Source organism: Amycolatopsis sp. N2S4-7, assembly GCF_058119595.1.
Genome location: NZ_CP172299.1, coordinates 4848264 through 4867897, shown reverse-complemented (window position 1 = coordinate 4867897; position 19634 = coordinate 4848264). Strand labels below are relative to the sequence as shown.

At 74.1% G+C, this 19634-nt stretch carries 20 protein-coding genes; 10 read left to right on the top strand and 10 right to left on the bottom strand.

The features are described 5' to 3' along the window. The first annotated feature begins 18 nt into the window (after positions 1-18). The gene (locus ACH54P_RS22515; RefSeq protein WP_489915784.1) at positions 19-807 is read left to right on the top strand and encodes an alpha/beta fold hydrolase; all 789 of its coding nucleotides are present in this window, start codon (positions 19-21) and stop codon (positions 805-807) included. Here ACH54P_RS22515 and ACH54P_RS22510 read toward each other — a convergent pair. After that, positions 794-3541, bottom strand: a complete 2748-nt coding sequence (locus ACH54P_RS22510) for an ATP-binding protein (protein ID WP_489915782.1) — start codon at positions 3539-3541, stop codon at positions 794-796. The genes ACH54P_RS22515 and ACH54P_RS22510 overlap by 14 nt on opposite strands. Before the next feature lie 120 nt (positions 3542-3661). On the opposite strand from ACH54P_RS22510, the gene ACH54P_RS22505 reads away from it, so the two are divergent. Further along, positions 3662-4228, top strand: a complete 567-nt coding sequence (locus ACH54P_RS22505; protein WP_489915780.1) for a hypothetical protein — start codon at positions 3662-3664, stop codon at positions 4226-4228. Next, positions 4225-4719, top strand: a complete 495-nt coding sequence (locus ACH54P_RS22500; protein WP_489915778.1) for a YceI family protein — start codon at positions 4225-4227, stop codon at positions 4717-4719. The genes ACH54P_RS22505 and ACH54P_RS22500 overlap by 4 nt, the downstream gene beginning before the upstream one ends. On the opposite strand, the gene ACH54P_RS22495 is transcribed toward ACH54P_RS22500, so the two are convergent. Beyond that, complete coding sequence (locus ACH54P_RS22495) at positions 4712-5323, bottom strand: rhomboid family intramembrane serine protease (protein WP_489916574.1); 612 nt, start codon at positions 5321-5323, stop codon at positions 4712-4714. The genes ACH54P_RS22500 and ACH54P_RS22495 overlap by 8 nt on opposite strands. Before the next feature lie 137 nt (positions 5324-5460). Between ACH54P_RS22495 and folP the strand changes: the two genes are divergently transcribed. Beyond that, entirely contained in the window at positions 5461-6339 is an 879-nt protein-coding gene (gene folP, locus ACH54P_RS22490) for a dihydropteroate synthase (RefSeq protein WP_489915776.1), read from the top strand. On the opposite strand, the gene ACH54P_RS22485 is transcribed toward folP, so the two are convergent. Beyond that, the gene (locus ACH54P_RS22485) at positions 6326-7396 is read right to left on the bottom strand and encodes a methyltransferase (RefSeq protein WP_489915774.1); all 1071 of its coding nucleotides are present in this window, start codon (positions 7394-7396) and stop codon (positions 6326-6328) included. The genes folP and ACH54P_RS22485 overlap by 14 nt on opposite strands. Positions 7397-7609: 213 nt before the next feature. On the opposite strand from ACH54P_RS22485, the gene ACH54P_RS22480 reads away from it, so the two are divergent. The 3 genes from ACH54P_RS22480 to ACH54P_RS22470 are packed head-to-tail and all read left to right on the top strand — an operon-like array spanning position 7610 to position 10484. Continuing rightward, a complete protein-coding gene (locus ACH54P_RS22480; RefSeq protein WP_489915772.1) occupies positions 7610-8737 on the top strand; it encodes a hypothetical protein in 1128 nt (375 codons plus the stop codon). Continuing rightward, complete coding sequence (locus ACH54P_RS22475; RefSeq protein ID WP_489915770.1) at positions 8734-9645, top strand: ABC transporter ATP-binding protein; 912 nt, start codon at positions 8734-8736, stop codon at positions 9643-9645. Before ACH54P_RS22480 ends, ACH54P_RS22475 begins: the two co-directional genes overlap by 4 nt. Further along, positions 9642-10484, top strand: coding sequence for an ABC transporter permease (locus tag ACH54P_RS22470; RefSeq protein ID WP_489915768.1), 843 nt, complete (start codon positions 9642-9644; stop codon positions 10482-10484). Before ACH54P_RS22475 ends, ACH54P_RS22470 begins: the two co-directional genes overlap by 4 nt. Here the strand turns inward: ACH54P_RS22470 and ACH54P_RS22465 are convergent. From ACH54P_RS22465 to ACH54P_RS22445, 5 genes are all read right to left on the bottom strand, one after another. Then, positions 10474-11280 carry a lipase family alpha/beta hydrolase gene (locus ACH54P_RS22465; RefSeq protein WP_489915766.1) on the bottom strand — a complete coding sequence of 269 codons (807 nt, stop codon included), beginning with the start codon at positions 11278-11280 and terminating at the stop codon, positions 10474-10476. The genes ACH54P_RS22470 and ACH54P_RS22465 overlap by 11 nt on opposite strands. A gap of 40 nt (positions 11281-11320) precedes the next feature. Then, on the bottom strand, positions 11321-11767 hold the full coding sequence (locus ACH54P_RS22460) for a hypothetical protein (protein WP_489915764.1): 447 nt from the start codon (positions 11765-11767) through the stop codon (positions 11321-11323). After that, entirely contained in the window at positions 11764-12324 is a 561-nt protein-coding gene (locus tag ACH54P_RS22455) for an RNA polymerase sigma factor (protein ID WP_489915762.1), read from the bottom strand. Before ACH54P_RS22455 ends, ACH54P_RS22460 begins: the two co-directional genes overlap by 4 nt. A gap of 90 nt (positions 12325-12414) precedes the next feature. Beyond that, on the bottom strand, positions 12415-12849 hold the full coding sequence (locus tag ACH54P_RS22450) for a hypothetical protein (RefSeq protein WP_489915760.1): 435 nt from the start codon (positions 12847-12849) through the stop codon (positions 12415-12417). Between the two features lie 275 nt (positions 12850-13124). Then, positions 13125-14060, bottom strand: coding sequence for an EamA family transporter (locus ACH54P_RS22445; protein WP_489915758.1), 936 nt, complete (start codon positions 14058-14060; stop codon positions 13125-13127). A 284-nt stretch (positions 14061-14344) separates the two neighbouring features. On the opposite strand from ACH54P_RS22445, the gene ACH54P_RS22440 reads away from it, so the two are divergent. Then, positions 14345-14842 carry a MarR family winged helix-turn-helix transcriptional regulator gene (locus ACH54P_RS22440; RefSeq protein WP_489915756.1) on the top strand — a complete coding sequence of 166 codons (498 nt, stop codon included), beginning with the start codon at positions 14345-14347 and terminating at the stop codon, positions 14840-14842. Here the strand turns inward: ACH54P_RS22440 and ACH54P_RS22435 are convergent. Both ACH54P_RS22435 and ACH54P_RS22430 read right to left on the bottom strand, forming a co-directional pair. Continuing rightward, on the bottom strand, positions 14839-15783 hold the full coding sequence (locus ACH54P_RS22435) for an MBL fold metallo-hydrolase (protein ID WP_489915754.1): 945 nt from the start codon (positions 15781-15783) through the stop codon (positions 14839-14841). The two genes, ACH54P_RS22440 and ACH54P_RS22435, sit on opposite strands and share 4 nt — an antisense overlap. Positions 15784-15858: 75 nt before the next feature. After that, positions 15859-17121 (bottom strand): ricin-type beta-trefoil lectin domain protein, encoded by a 1263-nt coding sequence (locus ACH54P_RS22430; RefSeq protein WP_489915752.1) that lies wholly within the window; start codon positions 17119-17121, stop codon positions 15859-15861. Positions 17122-17524: 403 nt separating this feature from the next. On the opposite strand from ACH54P_RS22430, the gene ACH54P_RS22425 reads away from it, so the two are divergent. Together ACH54P_RS22425 and ACH54P_RS22420 are read left to right on the top strand one after the other, a co-directional pair. Then, a complete protein-coding gene (locus ACH54P_RS22425; RefSeq protein WP_489915750.1) occupies positions 17525-18001 on the top strand; it encodes a PTS sugar transporter subunit IIB in 477 nt (158 codons plus the stop codon). 6 nt (positions 18002-18007) lie between these two features. Further along, on the top strand, positions 18008-19627 hold the full coding sequence (locus ACH54P_RS22420) for a PTS system mannose/fructose/sorbose family transporter subunit IID (RefSeq protein WP_489915748.1): 1620 nt from the start codon (positions 18008-18010) through the stop codon (positions 19625-19627). Positions 19628-19634: the final 7 nt, after the last annotated feature.

The following is a 19634-nucleotide window of genomic DNA, read 5'->3' as shown; positions in this document are numbered from 1 at the left end:
GTCATTAGCCTCGGAACCGTGTCGACATCGGTCAGGTCGCCCGACGGGACGGTCGTCGGGTTCGAGACGCTCGGCGACGGCCCGCCGATGGTCCTCGTCCACGGCACCGGCGCGGACCACACCCGCTGGACGGCGGTGCGCGAGCAGCTCGCCCGCCGGTACCGGCTCCACCTCGTCGACCGGCGCGGCCGCGGCCTCAGCCGGGCCGAGGCCGCCGCGTACGACCTCCGGCGCGAGGGCGAGGACATCGCCGCCGTCGCGGAAGCCGCCGGGGGAGACGTCTACCTCGTCGCGCACTCCTACGGTGCCCTGTGCGCCCTCGAAGCCGCCCAGGTCACCGACGCGATCGGACGGCTCGTGGCCTACGAGCCGCCGCGGCCGGAGCCCGGCGGGTCCGTCGTCGGACCGGACGCGCGCAAGCGCATGCGCGCCGCCACCGATCCCGAGGAGGTGCTGGAGATCTTCCTGCGGGAGGCGCTCCGGCTCGCCCCGGCGGACGTCGAGGCGATGCGGGGCACGCCGGTCTGGCGGGCCCGGGTGGCCGCGGCGCCCACGATCCCGCGTGAGCTGGACACCGTCGAGAGGGTCGTGTTCGACGAGCGGCTGGGCCGGATCCGGGTGCCCGTCCGGCTGTTCGCCGGCACGGAGAGCCCGGCCTACCTCCGGCTCGCCGCGGACGCGGTGGCGGCGCGGATCCCGGGCGCCGAGGTCGTGCCCCTGCACGGCCAGGCGCACCAGGCGATGGACTTCGACCCCGGCCAGTTCGTCGAGGCCGTGTTCGCCTTCGGGAGCCTCAACCCGGCGTGAGGCCGCGGCGGTGCGCCCAGGCCGCGACTTCGGTCCGGTTGGCCAGGCCCAGCTTGGCCAGCACGTTGCGGACGTGGCTTTCCACCGTCCGCTCCGACAGCACCAGCCGGTGGGCGATCTGCCGGTTGCTCAGCGCGCCGGCCACCAGCGCCGCGATCTCGCGCTCGCGGCCGGTCAGCGGGTCGGCCGCGAGCCGGACGCGGTCGAGCAACGCCGTGGCCTCCCGCAGCCAGCCCGGCATGCCGAGCCGCCGGGCCTCGTCGGCGGCCTGCCGGGCCAGGGTTTCCGCGCGCGGCAGCTCGCCGAGGGCCACCAGTTCGGCCGCCAGGCGGACGCGGTTGTGCACGACGTACGGCCGGGCGCCGAGCCGCGCGTCCCAGGTGATCGCCTCCTCGAAGAGCGGCACGGCCTCGGCGTGCCGGCCCAGGAGCGCGGCGAGGCGGGCGGCCCAGCTGCTGGAGCAGTCGCTGCAGAAGGTGCCCGCGCCGCCCGAGCCGAACGGCGGCGCGCCGGCCGTCCGCTCCGCGAGCCATGCCGCGGTTTCGCGGTCCTCGAACGCCTCCAGCAGCGGCAGGAGGCTCGGCCCGATTCCTGGTGACTGCCCGATGAAGTCGGGGTCGCGCAGGCGCGGGCGCAGGGCGTCGTACCCGGCTCGGGCCTCGTCCCGGCGGCCGCCGACCAGGGCGCAGAGCGGCCGGGAAACGATCGTGATCGGCAACGGCGGCGCGATCGCCAGCAGCTCGTCGTACCCCTCCGGCAGCTCGGCCGGGTCGCCGACGACGTCGGCCAGCTGCTGCGCGAACGCGAACGACATCCCGGCCGTGGAGCGGTCTTCGGCCAGTTCCGCCGCCGCGAGCTCGCTCGCCAGCCGGTTCTGCTCGCGGGCCTCGGCGAACGCGCCGCGGTAGGCCGAGACCGACGCCCGCAGCCGCAGCTCGTGCCAGCGGACGAGCGGCAGCCGGGTCGTCGTGGCCAGCGCGGAGATCGCGTTCAGCTCGGTGTCGACGACGGCGATCGTGCCGACCTCGAACGCCGCGTCGATCCGCCACTTGTGCCCCCACAGGGCCACGAGCGGCCGTCCCGTGCCGCCGAGGGACACGGCGAGCGCACCGAGCCGGAGCCGTTCGGCCAGGGGCAGGTCCATCGGGCGGATCTTCAGCCGCGCGCGGACCGCGTCGATCCGCGCTTCCGGGTCACCGGAGAGCTCGGCGAGGGCGAGGGCTTCGTCGGCGGTCTTGACTGCTGCACCCGCCTTCCCGAAGTCGGCCGCGACCGCCGCCGCCTGCGCGAGCAGCTTCGCCCGGACCCCCGGGTCGGCGTCGGAGCCGATCGCGGAAAGCGCCGACGCGGTGAGCTCGGCCATCCCGGGCAGCAGGTCGGGCGCCGAGGTGTCGCGGACGACGAGGGCCGCGGCGACGACGAGCGCCGGGTCGGTCGTCAGGCCGGCGGCCTCGCGCGCGTGGTCGAAGCTCCGCCCGAACCGGCCCGCGCGGTACTCCGCGGTGGCGAGTTCGACGAGCAGCGCGGCGAGCCCGTCGCGCTCGCCGGTGCGGCGGCGGCAGTCGAGCGCGAGGCCCAGGAACCGGGCGGCTTCGGCGAAGGCGAGCGAGCGGGTGGCGTCCCGGGCCGCCGTCTCGGCCCAGCCGGCGGCCCGGGCGAGGGCGTCCGGGGTCGCCGCGGAGCGCAGCCAGTGCCCGGCCACCACCCCCGGCTCGGCCCGGTGCTCCAGCGCGGCCGCCGCCCGGGCGTGCAGTTCTTCGCGGACGCCCTGGTCGAGGTCGGCGTAGATCCCGTCGCGCACGACCGCGTGGGCGAACCGCCGGGACCCGGCGACGGCGGGCCCCAGCACCCCGGCGCGCACCGCGCGGTCGAGCGCCGCGACGACGTCCGCCACCGGCTGCCCGGCCACTTCGGCGACGACGTGCGCGTCGACCTCCTCGCCGAGCACCGACGCGATCGCCAGCAGCTCGCGGGTGCCGGCGTCGAGCTCGGAGACGGTGGTGCGGACGAGGTGGCGCAGCTCCGCCTCGCCGCCGCCGGTCGCCGACGAACGGGCGACCGCCTTGAGGTAGAGCGGGTTCCCGCCCGAGCGCCGCAGCGCGTCCCGGGCGTCGACGGCGGTCCGGCCGACCTCGGCGAGGTAGGCGCGGACGTCGGCTTCGGTGAGCGGGTCCAGGCGCAGGCTCTCCGTCCCCGGCCGGCCCAGCAGGTCGGGCAGCGCTTCGAAGAGCGCGCCGGCCGAGCCGTTGTCCCGGTAGGTCGCGACGACGGCGAGCCGGGACCGCCGGATCTCCCCGGCGAGGTGGCGCAGCAGCCGCAGCGAGGCTTCGTCGGCCCAGTGGACGTCTTCGAGGACCACGACGAGACCGGCGGGCTCGGCCGCCGCGACCAGGGCGTCGGCGGCCACCGCGAAGAACCGGAACCGGGCCGCGACCAGGTCGGCGCCGTCGTGGCCGTCCAGGTCGGCGAGCGCGCGGGAGACCTCGGCGCCGGCCTCCGGCAGGGCCTGGAGGACCCGGCGCCACGGCCACAGCGGCGGCGCGCCCGGGTCGTCGACGCACCGGCCCCAGACGGCCGCGCGGCCGGTGACCGCCTCGACCAGGCGGGTCTTGCCGATCCCCGCCGGGCCGCCGACGAGCACCAGCGCGCCCGTGCCGCCGGCCGCCGCCGCGAGCCACGCGCGCAGGTCGGCCGCGGCACCGGACCGCCCGACGAACGGTTCGCTGCGCGTCACCCGAGCAGTATCCCCTCCGCGTCCGGTTTCAGTGCCGTTCTCCGTACTGGCACTGATGCCCCGGACGCCGATCCGGCCGAAGGTCGTCCCCAACGCGATGACCAGCGGAAGGAGCACGTCATGCACGCCACCATCCACCAGTTCCGAGGTCCGCTCGGGAGCGGCGACCCCAGCCCCGGGGCCCTCGGCACCTGCACGCTCACCCAGGTCGGCGGCATGGCCGGCGCCGTCGTGGCCTTCTGGCCGGACGCCGCCACCGCGGGCGAAGCCGCGGCCCGGCGACCGGCCGGGACCACCTGGCTCGACACCGGCGTCTACCGGGTCGCCGAGGTCCAGTCCGCGTCCCCCGCGGCCGCCTACGCCCAGATCACCTGGTTCGACGGCCCGCGCGGCGCGGACCAGTCGGCCGCCGAGCTCCGGGCCGGCCGGGAGCGGATCTGGCCCGCCGTCCGCGACCTCGACGGCATCGGGACGACCTACGTCTTGGTGGCCGAAGACCGGGCGCTGGTCATCGTCGCCTTCGCCGCGTCGATCGAGGCGATCGAGGCCACGCAGCGGGCGATCATGGACACGGACCTGCTGCCCGGCGAAGACCCGGCGCTGCTGCCGGGCCCGGACCGCGTCGACCTGCACCGCGTGCGGCACGCGGCCCTGCCGGCGCCGGCCGCGGCCGGGGGTGCGCGATGAGCACCGCCGCCGCGCTCCGCACCGGGACCTGGACCGTCCTGAATGGACGGACGACGGCGGGTTTCGAGGTCCGCAACTTCGGCGTCAACCGCGTGCGCGGGACCATCCCGGTCCGCTCGGGCACGGTCGAGGTGACCGGCGGCGAGGTGACCGCCGTGCGCGCGGACCTCGACCTCGGCGCGCTCGGCACGGGGAACCCGCGCCGGGACGCCGACCTGCGCAAGCCGCACCTGCTGGACAGCGGCGCCCGGCCGGGGATGACGTTCGAGGCCACCGGGGTCCGGCGGCACGACGACGGCTGGGAAGTGACCGGCGAGCTGCGGCTGCGCGGCACGTCCTGCCCGCTGACGCTCACCGTGACGCCGGACGGCGAAGGCGTCCGCGCGACCGGGACGCTGGACCGGGCCCCGCTCGGCCTGCGGGCGCCGCGGCCGCTGATCGGGCGGTACGTCCGGATCGTCGTCGAGGCGGAGCTCGAGCCGCCTACGTGAGGTCCTTGGGCAGCAGGGCGGTCGCCGGGTCGGGGGCGGCGACCGCCCTGGGACGGCGGTCGCGGAACAGCCAGCCGCCGATGATGCCGCCGGCGAACCCGAAGAGGTGGCCCTGCCAGCTGACGCCCTCTTCGGTCGGCAGCAGGGACGCGAACTGGTAGGCGAAGCACAACGCCATCACCAGCCCGAGCACGATGTCGATCAGGTGCCGGTCGAAGAGCCCGCGCACGATGATGTAGCCGAAGTACCCGAAGACCAGGCCGCTGGCGCCGACCGTGACCGAGTTCGACGGCGAGATGAACCAGACGCCGAGACCGCTGGCGACGATGATCAGCACGCTCACGCCGAGCCACTTCTTCACCCCGCGGTAGGCGGCGAGGAAGCCGAACACGAACAGCGGCCCCGAGTTGCCTTCGATGTGGCCCCAGCTGGAGTGCATGAACGGCGCGCTGAAGATCTCCGGCAGCGACGCCGGGTCGCGCGCCTCGATGCCGAACTCCCGGCTCAGGTCGTAGCCGGTCGGGGCGTTGACGAGCTGGACCACCCACAGCACGGCCAGCAGGCCGACCATCACCCAGAGGGCCTTCTTGGCCTCGGCGATCATCGCCTCGGCGTCGCTGCGGGGCACACCTTCCGTCGTGCTCACTGCGTCCTCCCCTTGCCGGCTGCGGCGAGGATAACCGGCGCCCGGCCCCGGACGCGGCGTTTCGGACCCAGCCGTGACCTGGCAGGGTTGGGCGCATGACGTCACACCGGCCGGGGATGGTCTTCCGGGGCCGCCGCATGCCCGGCGACCGCGCACTGGTCATGGCCATCGTCAACCGCACCCCCGACTCCTTCTACGACAAGGGCGCGACCTTCGACGAGGACGCGGCGATGAACGCGGTCGACCGCGCGGTCGCGGCGGGCGCCGACATCGTCGACATCGGCGGGGTGAAGGCGGGCGAGGGCCCCGAGGTCGACGTCGACGAGGAGAGCAGGCGGGTGGTGCCGTTCGTCGCCGAGGTGCGGGAGCGCCACCCCGGGCTGGTCATCAGCGTCGACACCTGGCGGCACGAAGTCGGCCGCCGGGTCTGCGAGGCGGGCGCCGACCTGCTCAACGACACCTGGGCCGGTGCCGACCCGAAGCTGGTCGAGATCGCCGCGGAGTTCGGCGCGGGCTACGTCTGCTCCCACGTCGGGGGCATGCCGGTGCGGACCGACCCGTACCCCGCGCCGACCGAGGAGCGGCCGTTCTGGCCGCGCTACGACGACGTCGTCGCGGACGTGGTCGCCGAGCTGACGGCGGCGGCCGAGCGGACGGTCGCCGCCGGGGTGCCGCGCCGCGGCGTGCTCGTCGACCCGACGTTCGACTTCGGCAAGAGCACCCGCCACGGCCTTGAGCTGCTCCGGCACTTCGACCGGCTGGTGGCGACCGGCTGGCCGGTGCTGGTCGCCCTGTCGAACAAGGACCTCATCGGCGAGACCCTGGACGTCGAAGCCCACGACCGCCTGGCGGGCACCATCGCGGCCACGGCGATCGCCGCGCACGCGGGCGCCGCCGTCTTCCGCGCCCACAACGTCCGGGAGACGCGGGAAGCCGTGGAGGCGGTCGCGGGCCTCGCGTCTACTGTGGACTGAGCCGCCAGAGCGACGTCACTTCGGCGGATCGCGCCCGGTGCAGCGGATCGGCGGGATCGAGCGCACGGGGATGCTTCGGCACCGCCTCGATCCGGTCGCCGACCCGCAAGCCCGCCGCCGCGATCCAGCCGAGCAGCTCACCTCGCGTGCGCAGCCCGAGGTGCTCGGCCAGGTCCGACAGCACGAGCCACGCCTCGCCGTCCGGCGTGAGGTGCCGGCGCGCGCGGTCGAGGAAGCCGCGCAGCATCCGGCTGCCGGGGTCGAAAACGGCGTGGTCGAGCGGGGTGCGCGGGCGCCCCGGCAGCCACGGCGGGTTGGCCACCACCAGCGGGGCCCGGCCGGGCGGGAACAGGTCCGTCTGCACGGTTTCGGTGCGCGCGCCGAACCCGAGCCGCGCCAGGTTTTCGGTCGCGCACGCGACGGCGCGGGGGTCGGTGTCCGTCGCCACCACCCGCTCGACGCCGCGGTGGGCGAGGACCGCGGTGAGCACGCCGGTCCCGGTGCCGATGTCGAACGCCGCCGCCGAAGCGGGTAACGGTGCCTCCGCGACCAGGTCGACGTACTCCTGCCGCACCGGCGCGAAAACGCCGTAGTGCGGGTGGATCCGCGCGCCGAGCGCGGCGACGAAGACGCCCCGGCGACGCCACTGCGCGGCACCCAGGACCCCGAGCAACTCCCGCAGCGGTACCGCCGCGGGGACGTCCAGGGGACCGTAGACCGCGGTGCACGCGGCGCGGACGTCCGGCGCCCGGCGCAGCGGGACGACGTGACCCGGGTCCAGCGGCACGTACAGCAGCGAGAGGAGCCGCGCCCGCGTCGCGCGGTCGGCGCGGTACCGGGGGTAGTCGTCCGGCGGGGGCGGCGGGATCCGCCGGTTCACGGCGTCGAGCAGGCGCCGCGCGGCCGGGTAGTCGCCGCGCCAGAGCAGCGCGGTCCCGGAGGAGACCGTGCGGAGGGCGGCGTCGGCGGACAGCCGGTCGTCGGCGGCGACGGCGTCGCGCGAAGGCGGTGAGAAGAGCCGGCGATCGGGTTCGCCGGGCAGGACGAGGAGAGCCACGAGAAAGGGGTTTCCGTTCTTGCTGCGGGCACGGGGAAGAAACCCGCGAGGAGACGCGGGCGTGCGGGATTGCCGGAGCCGGCAGCGGGAACTAGCTCAGGACAGCAGCATGAACGGGCGTCGTCACGCCTCGACTGTAGCGCCCGGTTCGCCGGGTTCGTCAGAACTCGGCCCCGGTTCCATGGCGTACAAAGGACGAAGAGGTGATGCCGGATGACGCCCTCGGTGGTGCGGCACGCGAAGCGGCGCCGGTGGGCGGTCGTCGCCGGCGTGGCCGCGGTGCTGGTTTCCGTGCCGTCGGTCGTCGCCGCGGTGGCCCCGGCGGGGGAGTCCATCGACCCGGCCCGGTTGCGCGCCCTCGTGCTGGCGTCCACCGGGCGGCCGTACCAGGGGTACGCCGAAAGCGCCGGTTCGCTCGCCCTGCCCGAGCTGCCGAACCTCGCCCCGGTCACCGCGCTCTTCTCCATGCGGACGCCGATGCGCGCGTGGTACGCCGGGCCGGACCGCTACCGCGTCGACATCCTCGGCACGGCCGGCGAGCACGACGTCTACCGGCTGCCCGACGGCGAATACACCTGGGACTACGGCGACAACACCCTGACCGAGCTGGTCGGCGAGCCGACCGTCCGGCTGCCCCGCGCGGGGGACCTGCTGCCGCCCGAGCTCGCGCGGCGGATCCTCCGGGCGGCGAAGGACGACCCGGTGAGCGCGTTGCCGGCGCGGAACGTCGCCGGCGTCGCCGCGTCCGGTCTCCGGCTCGTCCCCGCCGACCCGGACACGACGATCGGGCGGGTGGACGTCTGGGCCGATCCGGGGACCGGCCTGCCGGTCCGCGTCGAGGTGACGGCCCGCGGGCACGACGCGCCGATCCTGGTCACCGAGTTCCAGGAGCTGGCGCAGACGACGCCGGTCGTCGAGGCGCCGCGGCCCGTGCTCGGCTCCGGGTTCACGGTCGCGAGCGCGCCCGACGTCACGAACGCCCTGGGCGCGCTGGGCGAGGTCCCGTTGCCGGCGACCCTGGCCGGGCGCCCGGTCGCGTCGTCGAACTTCGGCGGTGTCGAGGGCGCCGCGCTCTACGGCTCCGGGCTGGCGGCCTTCGCGGTGATCGCCGTGCCGCGCGCGGTGGCCAACGCGGCGGGCGACGCGGCCGGGAAGGCCGGCGCGGTGCAGGTCAAGCTGGCCGCCGGGACCGTGGTGCAGCTGTCGATCACCCCGTTGTCCCTGGCGATCGTCCGCTCGGCCGTCTCCCGCCGCTCGTACCTGCTGGCCGGGACGGTGACGCCCCAGGTGCTGCGGGCGGTCGCGGACGAGCTGTCGCGGCTGCGCCGGAGCGGCCGATGATCGTCACGCGCGCGCTGACCAAGCGGTACGGCCGCACCCTCGCCGTCGACGCCGTCGACCTCGAGGTCCGCGAAGGCGACCGCTACGGCTTCCTCGGCCCCAACGGCTCGGGCAAGACCACCCTCGTCCGGATGCTGCTCGGCCTGGTCTACGCCACCAGCGGCGAGATCGAGGTGCTCGGGAAGCCGGTCCCGAAGCGGGTCGCCGAAGTGCTGCCGGACGTCGGCGCGCTCGTCGAAGGCCCGGCCGCGTACCCGCACCTGTCCGGGCGGCGGAACCTCGCCCTGCTCGACGCGGCCGGACGCGGCGGCGGCCGGCCCACGCGGCGCCGTCGCATCGACGAGGCCCTCGACCAGGTCGGGCTGGGCGGGGTCGACCAGCGGCCGGTGAAGGCGTACTCGCTCGGCATGCGGCAACGGCTGGGGCTCGCCGGCGCGCTGCTGCGCCGGCCGCGGCTGCTGGTCCTGGACGAGCCGACGAACGGGCTCGACCCCCAGGGCATCAAGGAGATCCGGGAGCTGCTCGTCGAGCTGAACTCCGGGGGCACGACGGTGTTCCTGTCCAGCCACCTGCTGGCCGAGGTGGAGCAGCTCTGCACGCGCGTCGGCGTCGTCGACCGCGGCCGGCTCGTGCTGGCGGAAGATCTGTCGACGCTGCGGGCGGCGACCGGCCGGGTGCTGGTCGGCACGCCGGACGCCGCGGCGGCGGCCGCCGTCCTCGACGGGCAGCTCGAGGCCCGCGACGGCGACCGCCTGGTCATCCGGCACGGCGACCCGGCGGCGTTGAACGCGCTGCTCGTCGAGGCGGGGGTGCGCGTGACGTCCATCCACGCCGAGCAGCGGACGCTCGAGCAGATCGTCCTCGACGTGACGGGTCCGGGCTCGGACCGGTTCGGGGTGACCGGGTGATCGGCGTCGAACTGCGGAAACTCGCGCTGCGGCCGCGGGTGTGGGTCAGCGTGCTGCTGCTCTGCCTGCTGCCGGCCATCGTCGGCGTCTTCCTGGCGACGGCCGACTTCGCGCCGCCGCCCGGCCAGGGCGGGGCGTTCCTGTCCGCGGTGGTGAACGACGGCGCGCTGTTCCCGGCCGCCGCGCTCGCCCTGGTGCTGCCGCTGTTCCTGCCGATCGCGGTCGCGGTCACCGCGGGCGACTCGATCGCCGGTGAGGCGTCCACCGGGACGCTGCGCTACCTGCTGGTGCGCCCGGTCGGCCGGACGCGGCTGCTCGGCGCCAAGATGGTCGCCCTCGCCGTCTACGTCACCGCCGCGATCGTCATCGTGGTGCTGACGTCGCTGGTGCTCGGCGTGATCCTCTTCGGCACCGGCGGCAATCCGGGCGTCGCCGGCCCGGGCGGGCAGCCGACCGGGGTGACGTCGTTGTCGGGGCAGTCGCTCAGCTCGTCCGGGCTGGGCCTGCGGCTGCTGGGCGCGGTGACCTACATCGTGGTGTCGATGCTCGGCTTCGCGGCGATCACGGTGTTCCTCTCGACGGTGACCGACTCCGCGCTCGGCGCCGCGCTGGGCGGGCTGGCCGCGCTGATCACGAGCTCGGTGCTGGAGACCCTGGACGCGGCGGCGTCGGTCAAGCCCTACCTGCCGACGCACTACTGGCTGTCGTGGATCGACTTCTTCCGCGATCCGGTGCTGTGGCGCAACATCGACCACGGGCTGCTGCTGCAGGCGGGTTACATCGTCGTGTTCTTCGGGGCGGCGTGGGCGAACTTCGCGACGAAGGACGTCACGAGCTGACGCACTCGGCCGGGGCTTCGAGCGGGCTCGTCCCCAAGGCCTGCAGCACGAGTTCGGTGACGGCGGGATCGGTCGGCAGGTCGCCGTGCGCGGCCTGGTTGCCGGGGCACACCTGCTGCAGGGCGACGTTGACGGCGCCGTCGAGCCGCGCCGAGTCCGGCGGGGTGACCGTCTCGTCCCGTTCGGTCCAGATCGACAGCCACGGCAGGGTCGGCGGGAGCGGTTCCTTCGCGAGCTCCTGCAGGAGGGTGCTGCCCGGCGCCAGCTGGACGCACGCCGTGGGACACGCGCCCGGGACCAGCGCGCCGCCCGCCGTCGCGAGGCCCGTGCCGTGCATCGGCGCGCCGAGCGTCACGACCCGGCGGGCCTGGTGTTCGCCACCCTCGCGGCTGACCCAGAGCCGCGCCACGACGCCGCCCGCGGAGTACCCGACGACGTCGACCGAAGGCGCTCCCTGCTCGTACGCCCGTTCCACGGCTTCGGCGAGGACGGCGGCCTGTTCGACCAGGTCACCGGTGCCGTCGCCGGCCAAGGTGAGCACCTCGGTGGTGCGGCCGGTGGCCTGCCGGATCCGCGCGGCGAGGGCGTTGAGCCCGCCCTGGCCGCCGCCGTAGCCGGGCACGAGCAGCACCGGGCCCGGCCGGTTCTGGTCGGGGGTCCCGGCCCGCGGCGCCGCGCTGGAGCCCGAGGTCGCGACGACGGCCGCGACGAGCACGGCCACCACGACGACGGCCACGCCCCCCATCAGCAGGCGCCGCCGGGGACTGATGCCGCGCCACCAGGCCGTGATCCGCACTCGTCCATGATGACCGCGCCGGCGCGTGGACGGCGTGTGCTCAGAGGCCGGCCCAGCCGGTGGTGACCGTCGTGCCGTCCGTCGCCGTCAGCCGGACCCGCGTCGCGCCGCGGGGCAGCCCGGCCGCCGTGAACCAGCCGTCGGCGTCGACCGGCCGGACGTGCCGTTCGCCCGCCACCTCGATCACCGCGTCGCCCGTCGTGCCGGTGACCAGGCCGCGCAGGACGACCCGGCCGTCCGCGTACTCCACCTGCAGCTCCACCGACACCCGCGGCGACTCGAAGGACAGCAGGCGGACGTCGTCGCCGTCGGCGCGGACCGAGCCGGCCGCGGCCAGGTCGGAGTCGAAGGCGAGGCCGGCCAGTTCGGCGTCGAGGTCGCGGGTGGCCAGCGCGGCGCGGGCCTGGCGCAGGACGAGGTCCGGCACCGGGTCCGCCTGTGCCGCGGCCGACCGCAGGTCGGCGAGCAGTTCGTCGTCGTCGGTCACGTCCGGTCCTCCCTGCCGAGCCCGGTCCGGTCCGCCCGCTCGCGCAGGTGGGCCAGGCAGCGCTGCCGGGTCGGGCCGATGCTGCCGACCCGCATGTCGAGGGCGGCCGCCACCTCCGCGTACGACGGCGGCGGGCTGGCCATGAGCACCCGCAGCAGGCGCTGGCACTGCTCGGACAGCAGGGCCAGCGCGCGCCACAGGGCCGCGTTGCGTTCGTCGAGCAGCAGGGCCGCGTCGACGGCCGGGCCGGGCGTGGGCTCGGACTGCCAGACCTCGTCGTCGACCGGGCGTTCGCGGCCCGCGCGGCGGATCTGGCGGAGGCACTCGTGCCGGGCGGTGGTCGCCAGCCACCCGGGCAGCCGGTCCGGGTCCTTGATCCGGCCGAGGTTTTCGACCAGCTTCAGCCACGTCGTCTGGACGACGTCGGCCGCGTCGGCGTCGGAAAGCCGGTGGGCACGGGCGATCGACCAGAGCAGGCTCGCGTACCGCTCGACCAGCGCGTCCCAAGCCGCCTGGTCGCCGCGCGCGGCGGTTTCGAGCAGGGTCGTGGTGTCCACATCACCTCCGCTTGACCCACTCAGCCTAGCCAACAGCGGCCCTTCGGACCTGTACGCCATCGGGGGACTCCTTCGCGGTCATCCCTCCCGTCAACCCGATCCGGCGGGCGGCCGGGAAATACACCCGTTCGCGCTGAACCGGCGCGCGGGAGCCGTCGTGTGCCCCGTGGGAGTGGTGGAGACAAAACGGGGTGAGCCGATCATGCGGATGCGGACCACTGTGCTCGTCGTACCGGTGCTCGTGCTGGAGCTGGCCGCCTGCGGGCAGCCGGTGGTGGTGGAGGAGAAAGTCGGCAGAGCGCTGCCGGTTCCGGCGAGCACCGGCGTACCCGGGTGCACGTGGCTCGGGGACACGCCGGTGGCGCCGGACCGGGTCGTCGTGAAGCTTTGGTTGAACGGGTCGAGCGTCAGGTAGGCCGTCGCCGGATTTCCGTCGTCGACCAGGGATTCGTGGTGGCCGACGTCGTCGAAGGCGAACGCGTCGGCCATCTGCGCGTGGATCTTGCGCGCGTAGTCCTGCAGCACGTTCGCGGGCAGGGCGCCGGTTTCGATGCGGTGGCCCGGGGCGAGCGCGCGCAGGACCGTGCCGTCGGCGCGGGTGCGGATGAGGTTGGCCCAGCCGCCCGGCCGGCCGCGCAGCGCCGTGTAGAACCGTTGTAGCCGCCCGGTTTCAGGGGCCCGGTGTTCTTGGTGGTGCCGCCGACGGGCTGCACGCCGACCGCGTACGGCGCCGAGGACATGTCCACCTGGGTGCTGTTGATCCAGAGGCCCCCGTCGTCGAGCCGGTGATCGCAAGTTGTTCAGACCATTTCAGAGCCGGCGTCCTGGCGAGGGGTTGTCGAAGGCCGATATTCAGCCCCCGTCCGGACCAGCGGACGGCGCCGGGTTCGACGCTGGGCTCGGTGCTGGGCGAGCACGACGGCGGCGAGCACGATCGCGGCGCCGAGGAGCTGCCACGCCGTCAGCCGCTGGCCGAGCGCGAGCCAGCCGAGCAGGGTCGCGACGACCGGGCTCAGCAGGCCGAGGAACGTCACCTGCGTGGGGGACAGCGCGCGGATCCCGCGGAACCACAGGCTGTAGGAGAGCGCGGCGCCGATCAGCGCGAGGTAGCCGTAGCCCGCCAGGTTCGCGCCGGTGAGCGCGGCCGGCGGCGGCCCTTCGACGGCCAGCGCGACCGGCACGAGCACCAGTCCGCCGGCGACGAGCTGCCAGCCGGTCGTCGCCAGCAGCGGCGCGGGGGACGTCCAACGCTTGCTCAGCACGACACCGGTGGCCATCACGACGGCACCCCCCGCGGCGGCGGCGACGCCGAGCGCGTCGAGGCGTGCGTCGGACTGCAGGACCAGCAGGCTGACGCCGACGACCCCGGCGATGCCGGCCAGGACGGTCCGGCGGGTCAGCCGCTCGCCGAGCAGACCGGTGGACAGACCCGCGACGATCAGCGGCTGCAGCGCCCCGAGCGTGGCGGCGACCCCGCCCGGCAGCCGGTAGGCGGCGATGAACAGCAGGGCCAGGAAGGCGCCGATGTTCAGCGTGCCGAGCACGAGCGAGCGCCACCACCAGTCGCCCTTCGGCAGGCGCCGGGTGAGGGCGACCAGGAGGAGCCCGGCGGGCAGGGCCCGCACGACCGCGGCGAGCAGCGGGCGGTCCGGCGGCAGGAATTCGGTGGTGACGAGGTAGGTGGAGCCCCAGATGGCCGGGGCGAGGGCGGTGAGGACGAGCGTTTTGTTTAGCACTAAGGCAGATTACCTCAGCGCTAAGGTAAATGGCCAGTCCGGTCGACACGGACGGCTTCGAGCCCCGCGACGGCTTCGCCGCTTGGGCTACCGCGTTGACCGGCAGCCGGGTGCGTGGACCGACCGGGCGCCGGCGTGTCCTCGGCGGAGGACGCGGCGCCTCGTGGGGGCGTCCGTCGCGACGGCACGCGTCCGCAGTCCTGCCCCAGCCGTGCCGGGCGACGCGAGTGTCCGAAGAGGCGCTACTGCTCACTTACCGCTAAGCAATCGGTTACGCTGGGCCGATGGCCGACCACGTGGACCGCGTCCTCGAGCAGTGGCACGCCGAGCGTCCCGACCTCGACGTTTCCCCCATGGCGGTGATCGGCCGGCTGTCGCGCCTGGCCGCGCTGGTCGACACGGAGCTGCGCCGCACCTTCGCCCGCCACGGCCTGGACCGGCCGACCTTCGACGTCCTGGCGACCCTGCGCCGCAGCGGGCCGCCCTACCGGCTGACGCCGACCGAGCTGATGCGCTCGGCGATGGTGACGTCGGGGGCGATCACGCAGCGGCTGGACAAGATGGAGGCCCGCGGGCTGGTCGAGCGGACGCCGAACGAGGCCGACGGGCGGGGTGTGCGGGTCGCGCTGACCGACGCCGGGGGCGAGGTGATCGACCGGGCCCTGCCTGACCACGTGGAGACCGAGCACCGGATTCTGGGCGCGTTGAGCCGGGCCGAGCGCGACGAACTGGCCGCGACGCTGCGGACGTTGCTCGAGAGCCTCGGTGGCGCGGGCTCCTAGGAGATCTGCCGGACCGGTTCCTCGCCGAGCAGGTAGTCGAGGTCGATGCGGCCGCCCGCGGCCGCGAGGACCGCGTCCACCGCCAGGTCCACGTCCAGCTTGCGGCCGTGCTGGTCCGCGTACGCCCGCATCAGGTTGCCGATGTGCCGTTCCGGGTTGCGCCACGTCGGCCACCGCAGGGACGCCTGCTTCGCCAGCCTCGTGAAGTCGGACTGGCGCTCCGTCGCCTCCAGGAGCCACTCCAGGTAGACGCGCATCGCGTGGAAGGCCGTGTGGCCCGGGTTCGCCACCGGGCCGTGGCCCGGCACGAGCGTCCGCGGGCGGAACGTGTCCTGGAGCCAGTCGAGCGCGTCGAGCCAGCCGGGGATCGAGCCGTGCAGGGCCACCGGGGTGTCGCCGATGACCACCAGGTCGCCGGTGAACAGCGTGCCCGAGCGCGGCTCGTGCACGACCAGGTCGCCGGCCGTGTGGGCGACGCCCGGCACCGCCACGACGTCGGCGACCGCGTCGCCGAGGTCGAGCCGCCGCCAGCCGGGGACCGGGCGGACCGCGTCCGGCTCCGGCGGCTCCAGCACGCCCCACCGGGTGCAGGTGAAGACGTTGCCGTACGTCTGCGGCCCGGCCTTGACCAGCTCGACGCTCCCGGGCGCGGCGAGTGCGGTCCCGCCTTCGCGCAGCGCGACGCCGAGGCCGTTGTGGTGCTCGCCGTGCGCGTGCGTGATGACGACGGTCAGCTCCTGGTCGCCCGCGTACTTGCGGACGTCGCGCAGGAGCTCCAGCGTCGCCTGCTCGGTCCCGCAGGTGTCGATCAGCACGACGCCCGCGCTGCCCTGGATCCAGCCGCTGTTCGCGACGAACCACTCCGCCGGGCTCTTCACGTACGCCACCACACCCGGGCGTGCGTGCCGGAGCGGGACGATGTTCGATCTGACGGCCGGCATTGCTTTCCTCCCCTGAACGGACGAAGCGGTTAACGACGGTGACCGGAGCAGGTTGCGCGCTTTCTTCCGGAATGTTCAGGCCGGTACCTGCCAGCGCTGGTTCGCGGTCGCCGCGCACGTCCGGATCTGCAGGCGGGTGCCGTCGGCCGACGAGCCGCCGGCCGCGTCGAGGCACTTGCCCGACTGCGGGTTCAGCAGGGTGCCGTCGGCCCGCGCCTGCCACGTCTGCGCGCCGGTCGCGTTGCAGTCCCACAGCTGGACGAGGGTGCCGTCCGCCGTCCCGCTCGACGCGACGTCGAGGCACTTGCCCAGCGCGCGCAGCGTCCCGTTCTGCTTCGTCCAGCGCTGCGCCGCGGTGGTGTTGCAGGTCCACAGCTGCACCGCGGTGCCGTTCGCCGTGTTCGACGCGCTGACGTCGACGCACTTGCCGCCGAGCCCGGTGATCGTCCCGGCGGGGTAGGGGGTGCCGCTCGCGATGAGGTACGCGCTCGTCGCGACGTTCCAGTGCGTCGCCAGGTAGCTGCCCGGCGCCGGGTTGGTGTTGAAGTAGTCGTCACCGAGGCAGTCGAGCTGGTTCTCGGGCGCGCCGGGGCAGACCTTGACCAGGCCGCCCGGCGGGTTCGGCAGGCCGCCGTCGTCGTAGCACATGATGTCTTCGTCGTCCCAGCAGTGGCCGAAGGCGCTGGAGTGCGGAGCGCTGCGCTGGACGGCGCCGAGGGTGTGCAGGAGCTCGTGCCCGGTCGCCTGCCACGACCAGCAGCCGGTGCCGACCGTCGCGTAGTGCGGGCCGGCGTTGTACGGGTTGCCCGCGCCGGGGCTGTCGTCGCCGCCGTTGCCGAACGCGAGGCCGCAGCCGTCCTTGTCGTACCAGACGATGTACTTGCGGTCGGCGCGGTTGTAGCCCTGCGCCTTGACGGCGTTGGTGATCGTGTCGACGGTCGCCATGTCGGCCTGCGCGATCGTCACGTTCGCGACGGTCGCCCGGCAGCCGGCGTCGGTGACGTACCGGACGTGGCGCACGCCGCCGCCGAGCCGGCTCGCGGCTTCGACGAAGGCGTCGTCGATCTGGTTCGCGAATGCCTGGAACCGGTCGAGGAATTGGGAATACCGGTCGGTTTGCCCGTTTCCCCGGACGTAGAGTGCCTGCACGCGTTTCCCGCTGGTTCCGTCGCCGTCGCAGACGGCCGAAAGCGGGGCCGCGGCGACGGCCGAAGGCGTGCGGAGCGGTTCGGGCAGCTGCTCGGTGCCGTCGGTTCCGGCGGCGGCCGAGGGGAGGAGCGCGGTGGCGAACACGGCGGCGGTGCACAGCGCGGCGAGGCGCCAGATCCTTGTGGTCACGGAAAATCCCGCCTTTCCCGGTGCGGCAGTTGACGAGAAGTGCGGTCTAGACCAATGGGAATGATAGGAGGGCCATGAACGGCTGTCACTGACAAGAACGGACAGCGCTGGGTGAACTCCCCGCCGGGTGCGGCAATTTCTGTCGGTCGACCGGTCGGGAATCGTTGCGGACCGCTGATCGGCAAAGGGTCTTGACAGTCGATCACGACCGTCCATACTGGTATATACCTTTATGGGAGGGTCCGGGCGAAACAAATAGGGGCTTCGCGCTCGTGGGCCGACGGAAGGTCTGAGGGGTCCTTCCGTCGGCCGCGCGGAGTCGCCGTTCATCGCCGGTCACGGGCAGTGTTGACACAGATACTGGTACGAACCAGTATGTCTCCTGCCGTCCGGGAGGAGAAACATGGCGGGGGCACACGTCCGGATCGACAACCGGCTGATCCACGGGCAGGTCACCGTCGCCTGGACCCGTCGCCTCGGCGTCCGGCGGCTGTTCGTCTGCAACGACGACGTCGCCGCCGACGACCTGCAACGGGTGTTGCTCCCGCAGGCCGCCCGCGGGCTGCCGACCGACGTGCTGTCGGTCGCCGACACGCTCACCGCACCCGCCGGCGAGGATGTCATGATCGTCGTCAAGCACCCGGAAGACGTCTTCCGCCTGGTCGAGGGCGGGCTGCGGCCGGAGGTCGTCAACGTCGGCAACGTCGCGCCCCGGCCGGGCACGGAGTACACCATGATCACCCGCTCGATCGCGGTCACCGCGGACGAGGCCGACGCCTACCGGAAGCTCGCGGCGGCGGGCATCCCGCTGGTCACCCAGCTGATGCCGCAGGACAAGCCCGCCGAATTCGTCCCGTTGCTCGACCGGAAAGGGCTCTAGCCCCGCATGCTCGTCGCGCTGGCCCTGACCATCTGGGCGATCTACTGCACCTACGACGGCCTCGGCCCGTTCCTGATCTACGCGCAACGGCCGCTCATCGCCGGCTCGGTGGCCGGGCTGATCACCGGGCACCCGCTGCTCGGCCTGCTGATCGGCGCGACGCTGGAGCTGGCGGCGCTCGGCGTCTACACCTACGGCGGCGCGACGATCCCGGACTACCAGACCGGCGCGATCGTCGGCACCGCGCTGGCCGCGGGCGCCGCCGGCGACGTGGCCGCGCAGGCGGCGATCGGCATCGGCGTCGGGCTGCCGGCGGCGATCCTGCTGTCGGCGCTGGACCCGGTCGGCAAGATGGTCACCACCGCGCTGGTGCACCGCGCCGACGGCTACGCGGCCGACGGCAACGCGCGCGGCCTGGCGATGATCCACTGGCTGAGCCTGGTGCCGTGGGCCGCCGTGCGCGCGATCCCGACGTTCCTCGCCGCGCTGGCCGCGTCCGGCGGTCTGGTGAAGGACATCACCGCGAGCATCCCCGCCGGGTTCGTGCAGGGCATGACGCTGGCCGGCTCGCTGCTGCCGGCCGTCGGCTTCGCGCTGCTGCTCGGCATGATGGAACTGCCGAAGTACTGGTACCTGCTGCTGATCGGGTTCGTCGGGTTCGCCTACCTGCACCTGCCGGTGCTGGGGATCGCGCTGGTCGGCATCGCCGTCGCCATGCTGTTCGTGACGCTCAAGCGCGACGAACCCGTGCTCGCGGTCCCCGAGGCCGCCGCCGACGAACCCGCCGCGGACCCGCGGCTGACCAAACAGGACCTGCGCCGCGTGTTCCGCCGGTACTTCTGGTCGAGCCAGATCTCCTGGAACTACGAGCGGATGCAGGCCCTGGGCTTCGCGTACTCGATGGAACCGGTGCTGCGCCGGCTCTACCCGGAGAAGGCCGACTACGTCGCCGGCCTGCAGCGGCACCTGCAGTTCTTCAACACCTCGGTGCTCATCGGCGGCCCGCTGATCCTCGGCTCCTCCGTCGCGCTGGAGGAGGCGGGCACGCCCAAGTCGGCCGCGAGCACCAAGGTCGCGCTGATGGGGCCGCTGGCCGGCATCGGTGACACCCTCGTCTTCGCGCTGTACAACAGCATCGTCTTCACCATGGGCGCGTCGTGGGCGTTGCAGGGCAACTGGCTCGGCCCCGTCTTCGCCGCGGTGATGGTGCTCGTGCCGTACGCGCTGGTGCGGCGCTGGCAGTTCGGGTTCGCCTACCGTGAAGGGAAGCGGCTGGCCGGGCACCTCGCCGCCGGCGCGCTCGCGCGCGTCGCGCAGGGGGCGACCGTGCTCGGGTTCGTCGTGCTCGGCGGGTTCATCCCGTCGATAGTCAAGGTCGTCACCACGCTGACCTACCGGCAGACCACCACGGTCCAGGGGCAGCCGGTGACGCAGGCCGTGGCGATCCAGGACCGGCTCGACGAGCTCGTGCCGTTCCTGCTGCCCGTGCTGGTCACCGCCGGGGTGTACCTGCTGACGGCCAAGGCCCGGCTGCGGCCGGTCTGGGTCATCGCCATCGTCGTCGTCGCCGGGGTGGTCCTGGGGTGGCTCGGCTGGTTCGCGCCGTCGGCCCCGGCGAAGAGTTAGGAGTCCG

What these genes read in the sequence shown, in the direction of transcription:
- ACH54P_RS22505 (WP_489915780.1), top strand. Translation starts at nt 3,662, where the DNA reads ATGCACGCCACCATCCACCAGTTCCGAGGTCCGCTCGGGAGCGGCGAC.
- ACH54P_RS22500 (WP_489915778.1), top strand. Translation starts at nt 4,225, where the DNA reads ATGAGCACCGCCGCCGCGCTCCGCACCGGGACCTGGACCGTCCTGAAT.
- ACH54P_RS22495 (WP_489916574.1), bottom strand. Translation starts at nt 5,323, where the DNA reads ATGATCGCCGAGGCCAAGAAGGCCCTCTGGGTGATGGTCGGCCTGCTG.
- folP (WP_489915776.1), top strand. Translation starts at nt 5,461, where the DNA reads ATGACGTCACACCGGCCGGGGATGGTCTTCCGGGGCCGCCGCATGCCC.
- ACH54P_RS22480 (WP_489915772.1), top strand. Translation starts at nt 7,610, where the DNA reads ATGACGCCCTCGGTGGTGCGGCACGCGAAGCGGCGCCGGTGGGCGGTC.
- ACH54P_RS22475 (WP_489915770.1), top strand. Translation starts at nt 8,734, where the DNA reads ATGATCGTCACGCGCGCGCTGACCAAGCGGTACGGCCGCACCCTCGCC.
- ACH54P_RS22440 (WP_489915756.1), top strand. Translation starts at nt 14,345, where the DNA reads ATGGCCGACCACGTGGACCGCGTCCTCGAGCAGTGGCACGCCGAGCGT.
- ACH54P_RS22435 (WP_489915754.1), bottom strand. Translation starts at nt 15,783, where the DNA reads ATGCCGGCCGTCAGATCGAACATCGTCCCGCTCCGGCACGCACGCCCG.
- ACH54P_RS22425 (WP_489915750.1), top strand. Translation starts at nt 17,525, where the DNA reads ATGGCGGGGGCACACGTCCGGATCGACAACCGGCTGATCCACGGGCAG.
- ACH54P_RS22420 (WP_489915748.1), top strand. Translation starts at nt 18,008, where the DNA reads ATGCTCGTCGCGCTGGCCCTGACCATCTGGGCGATCTACTGCACCTAC.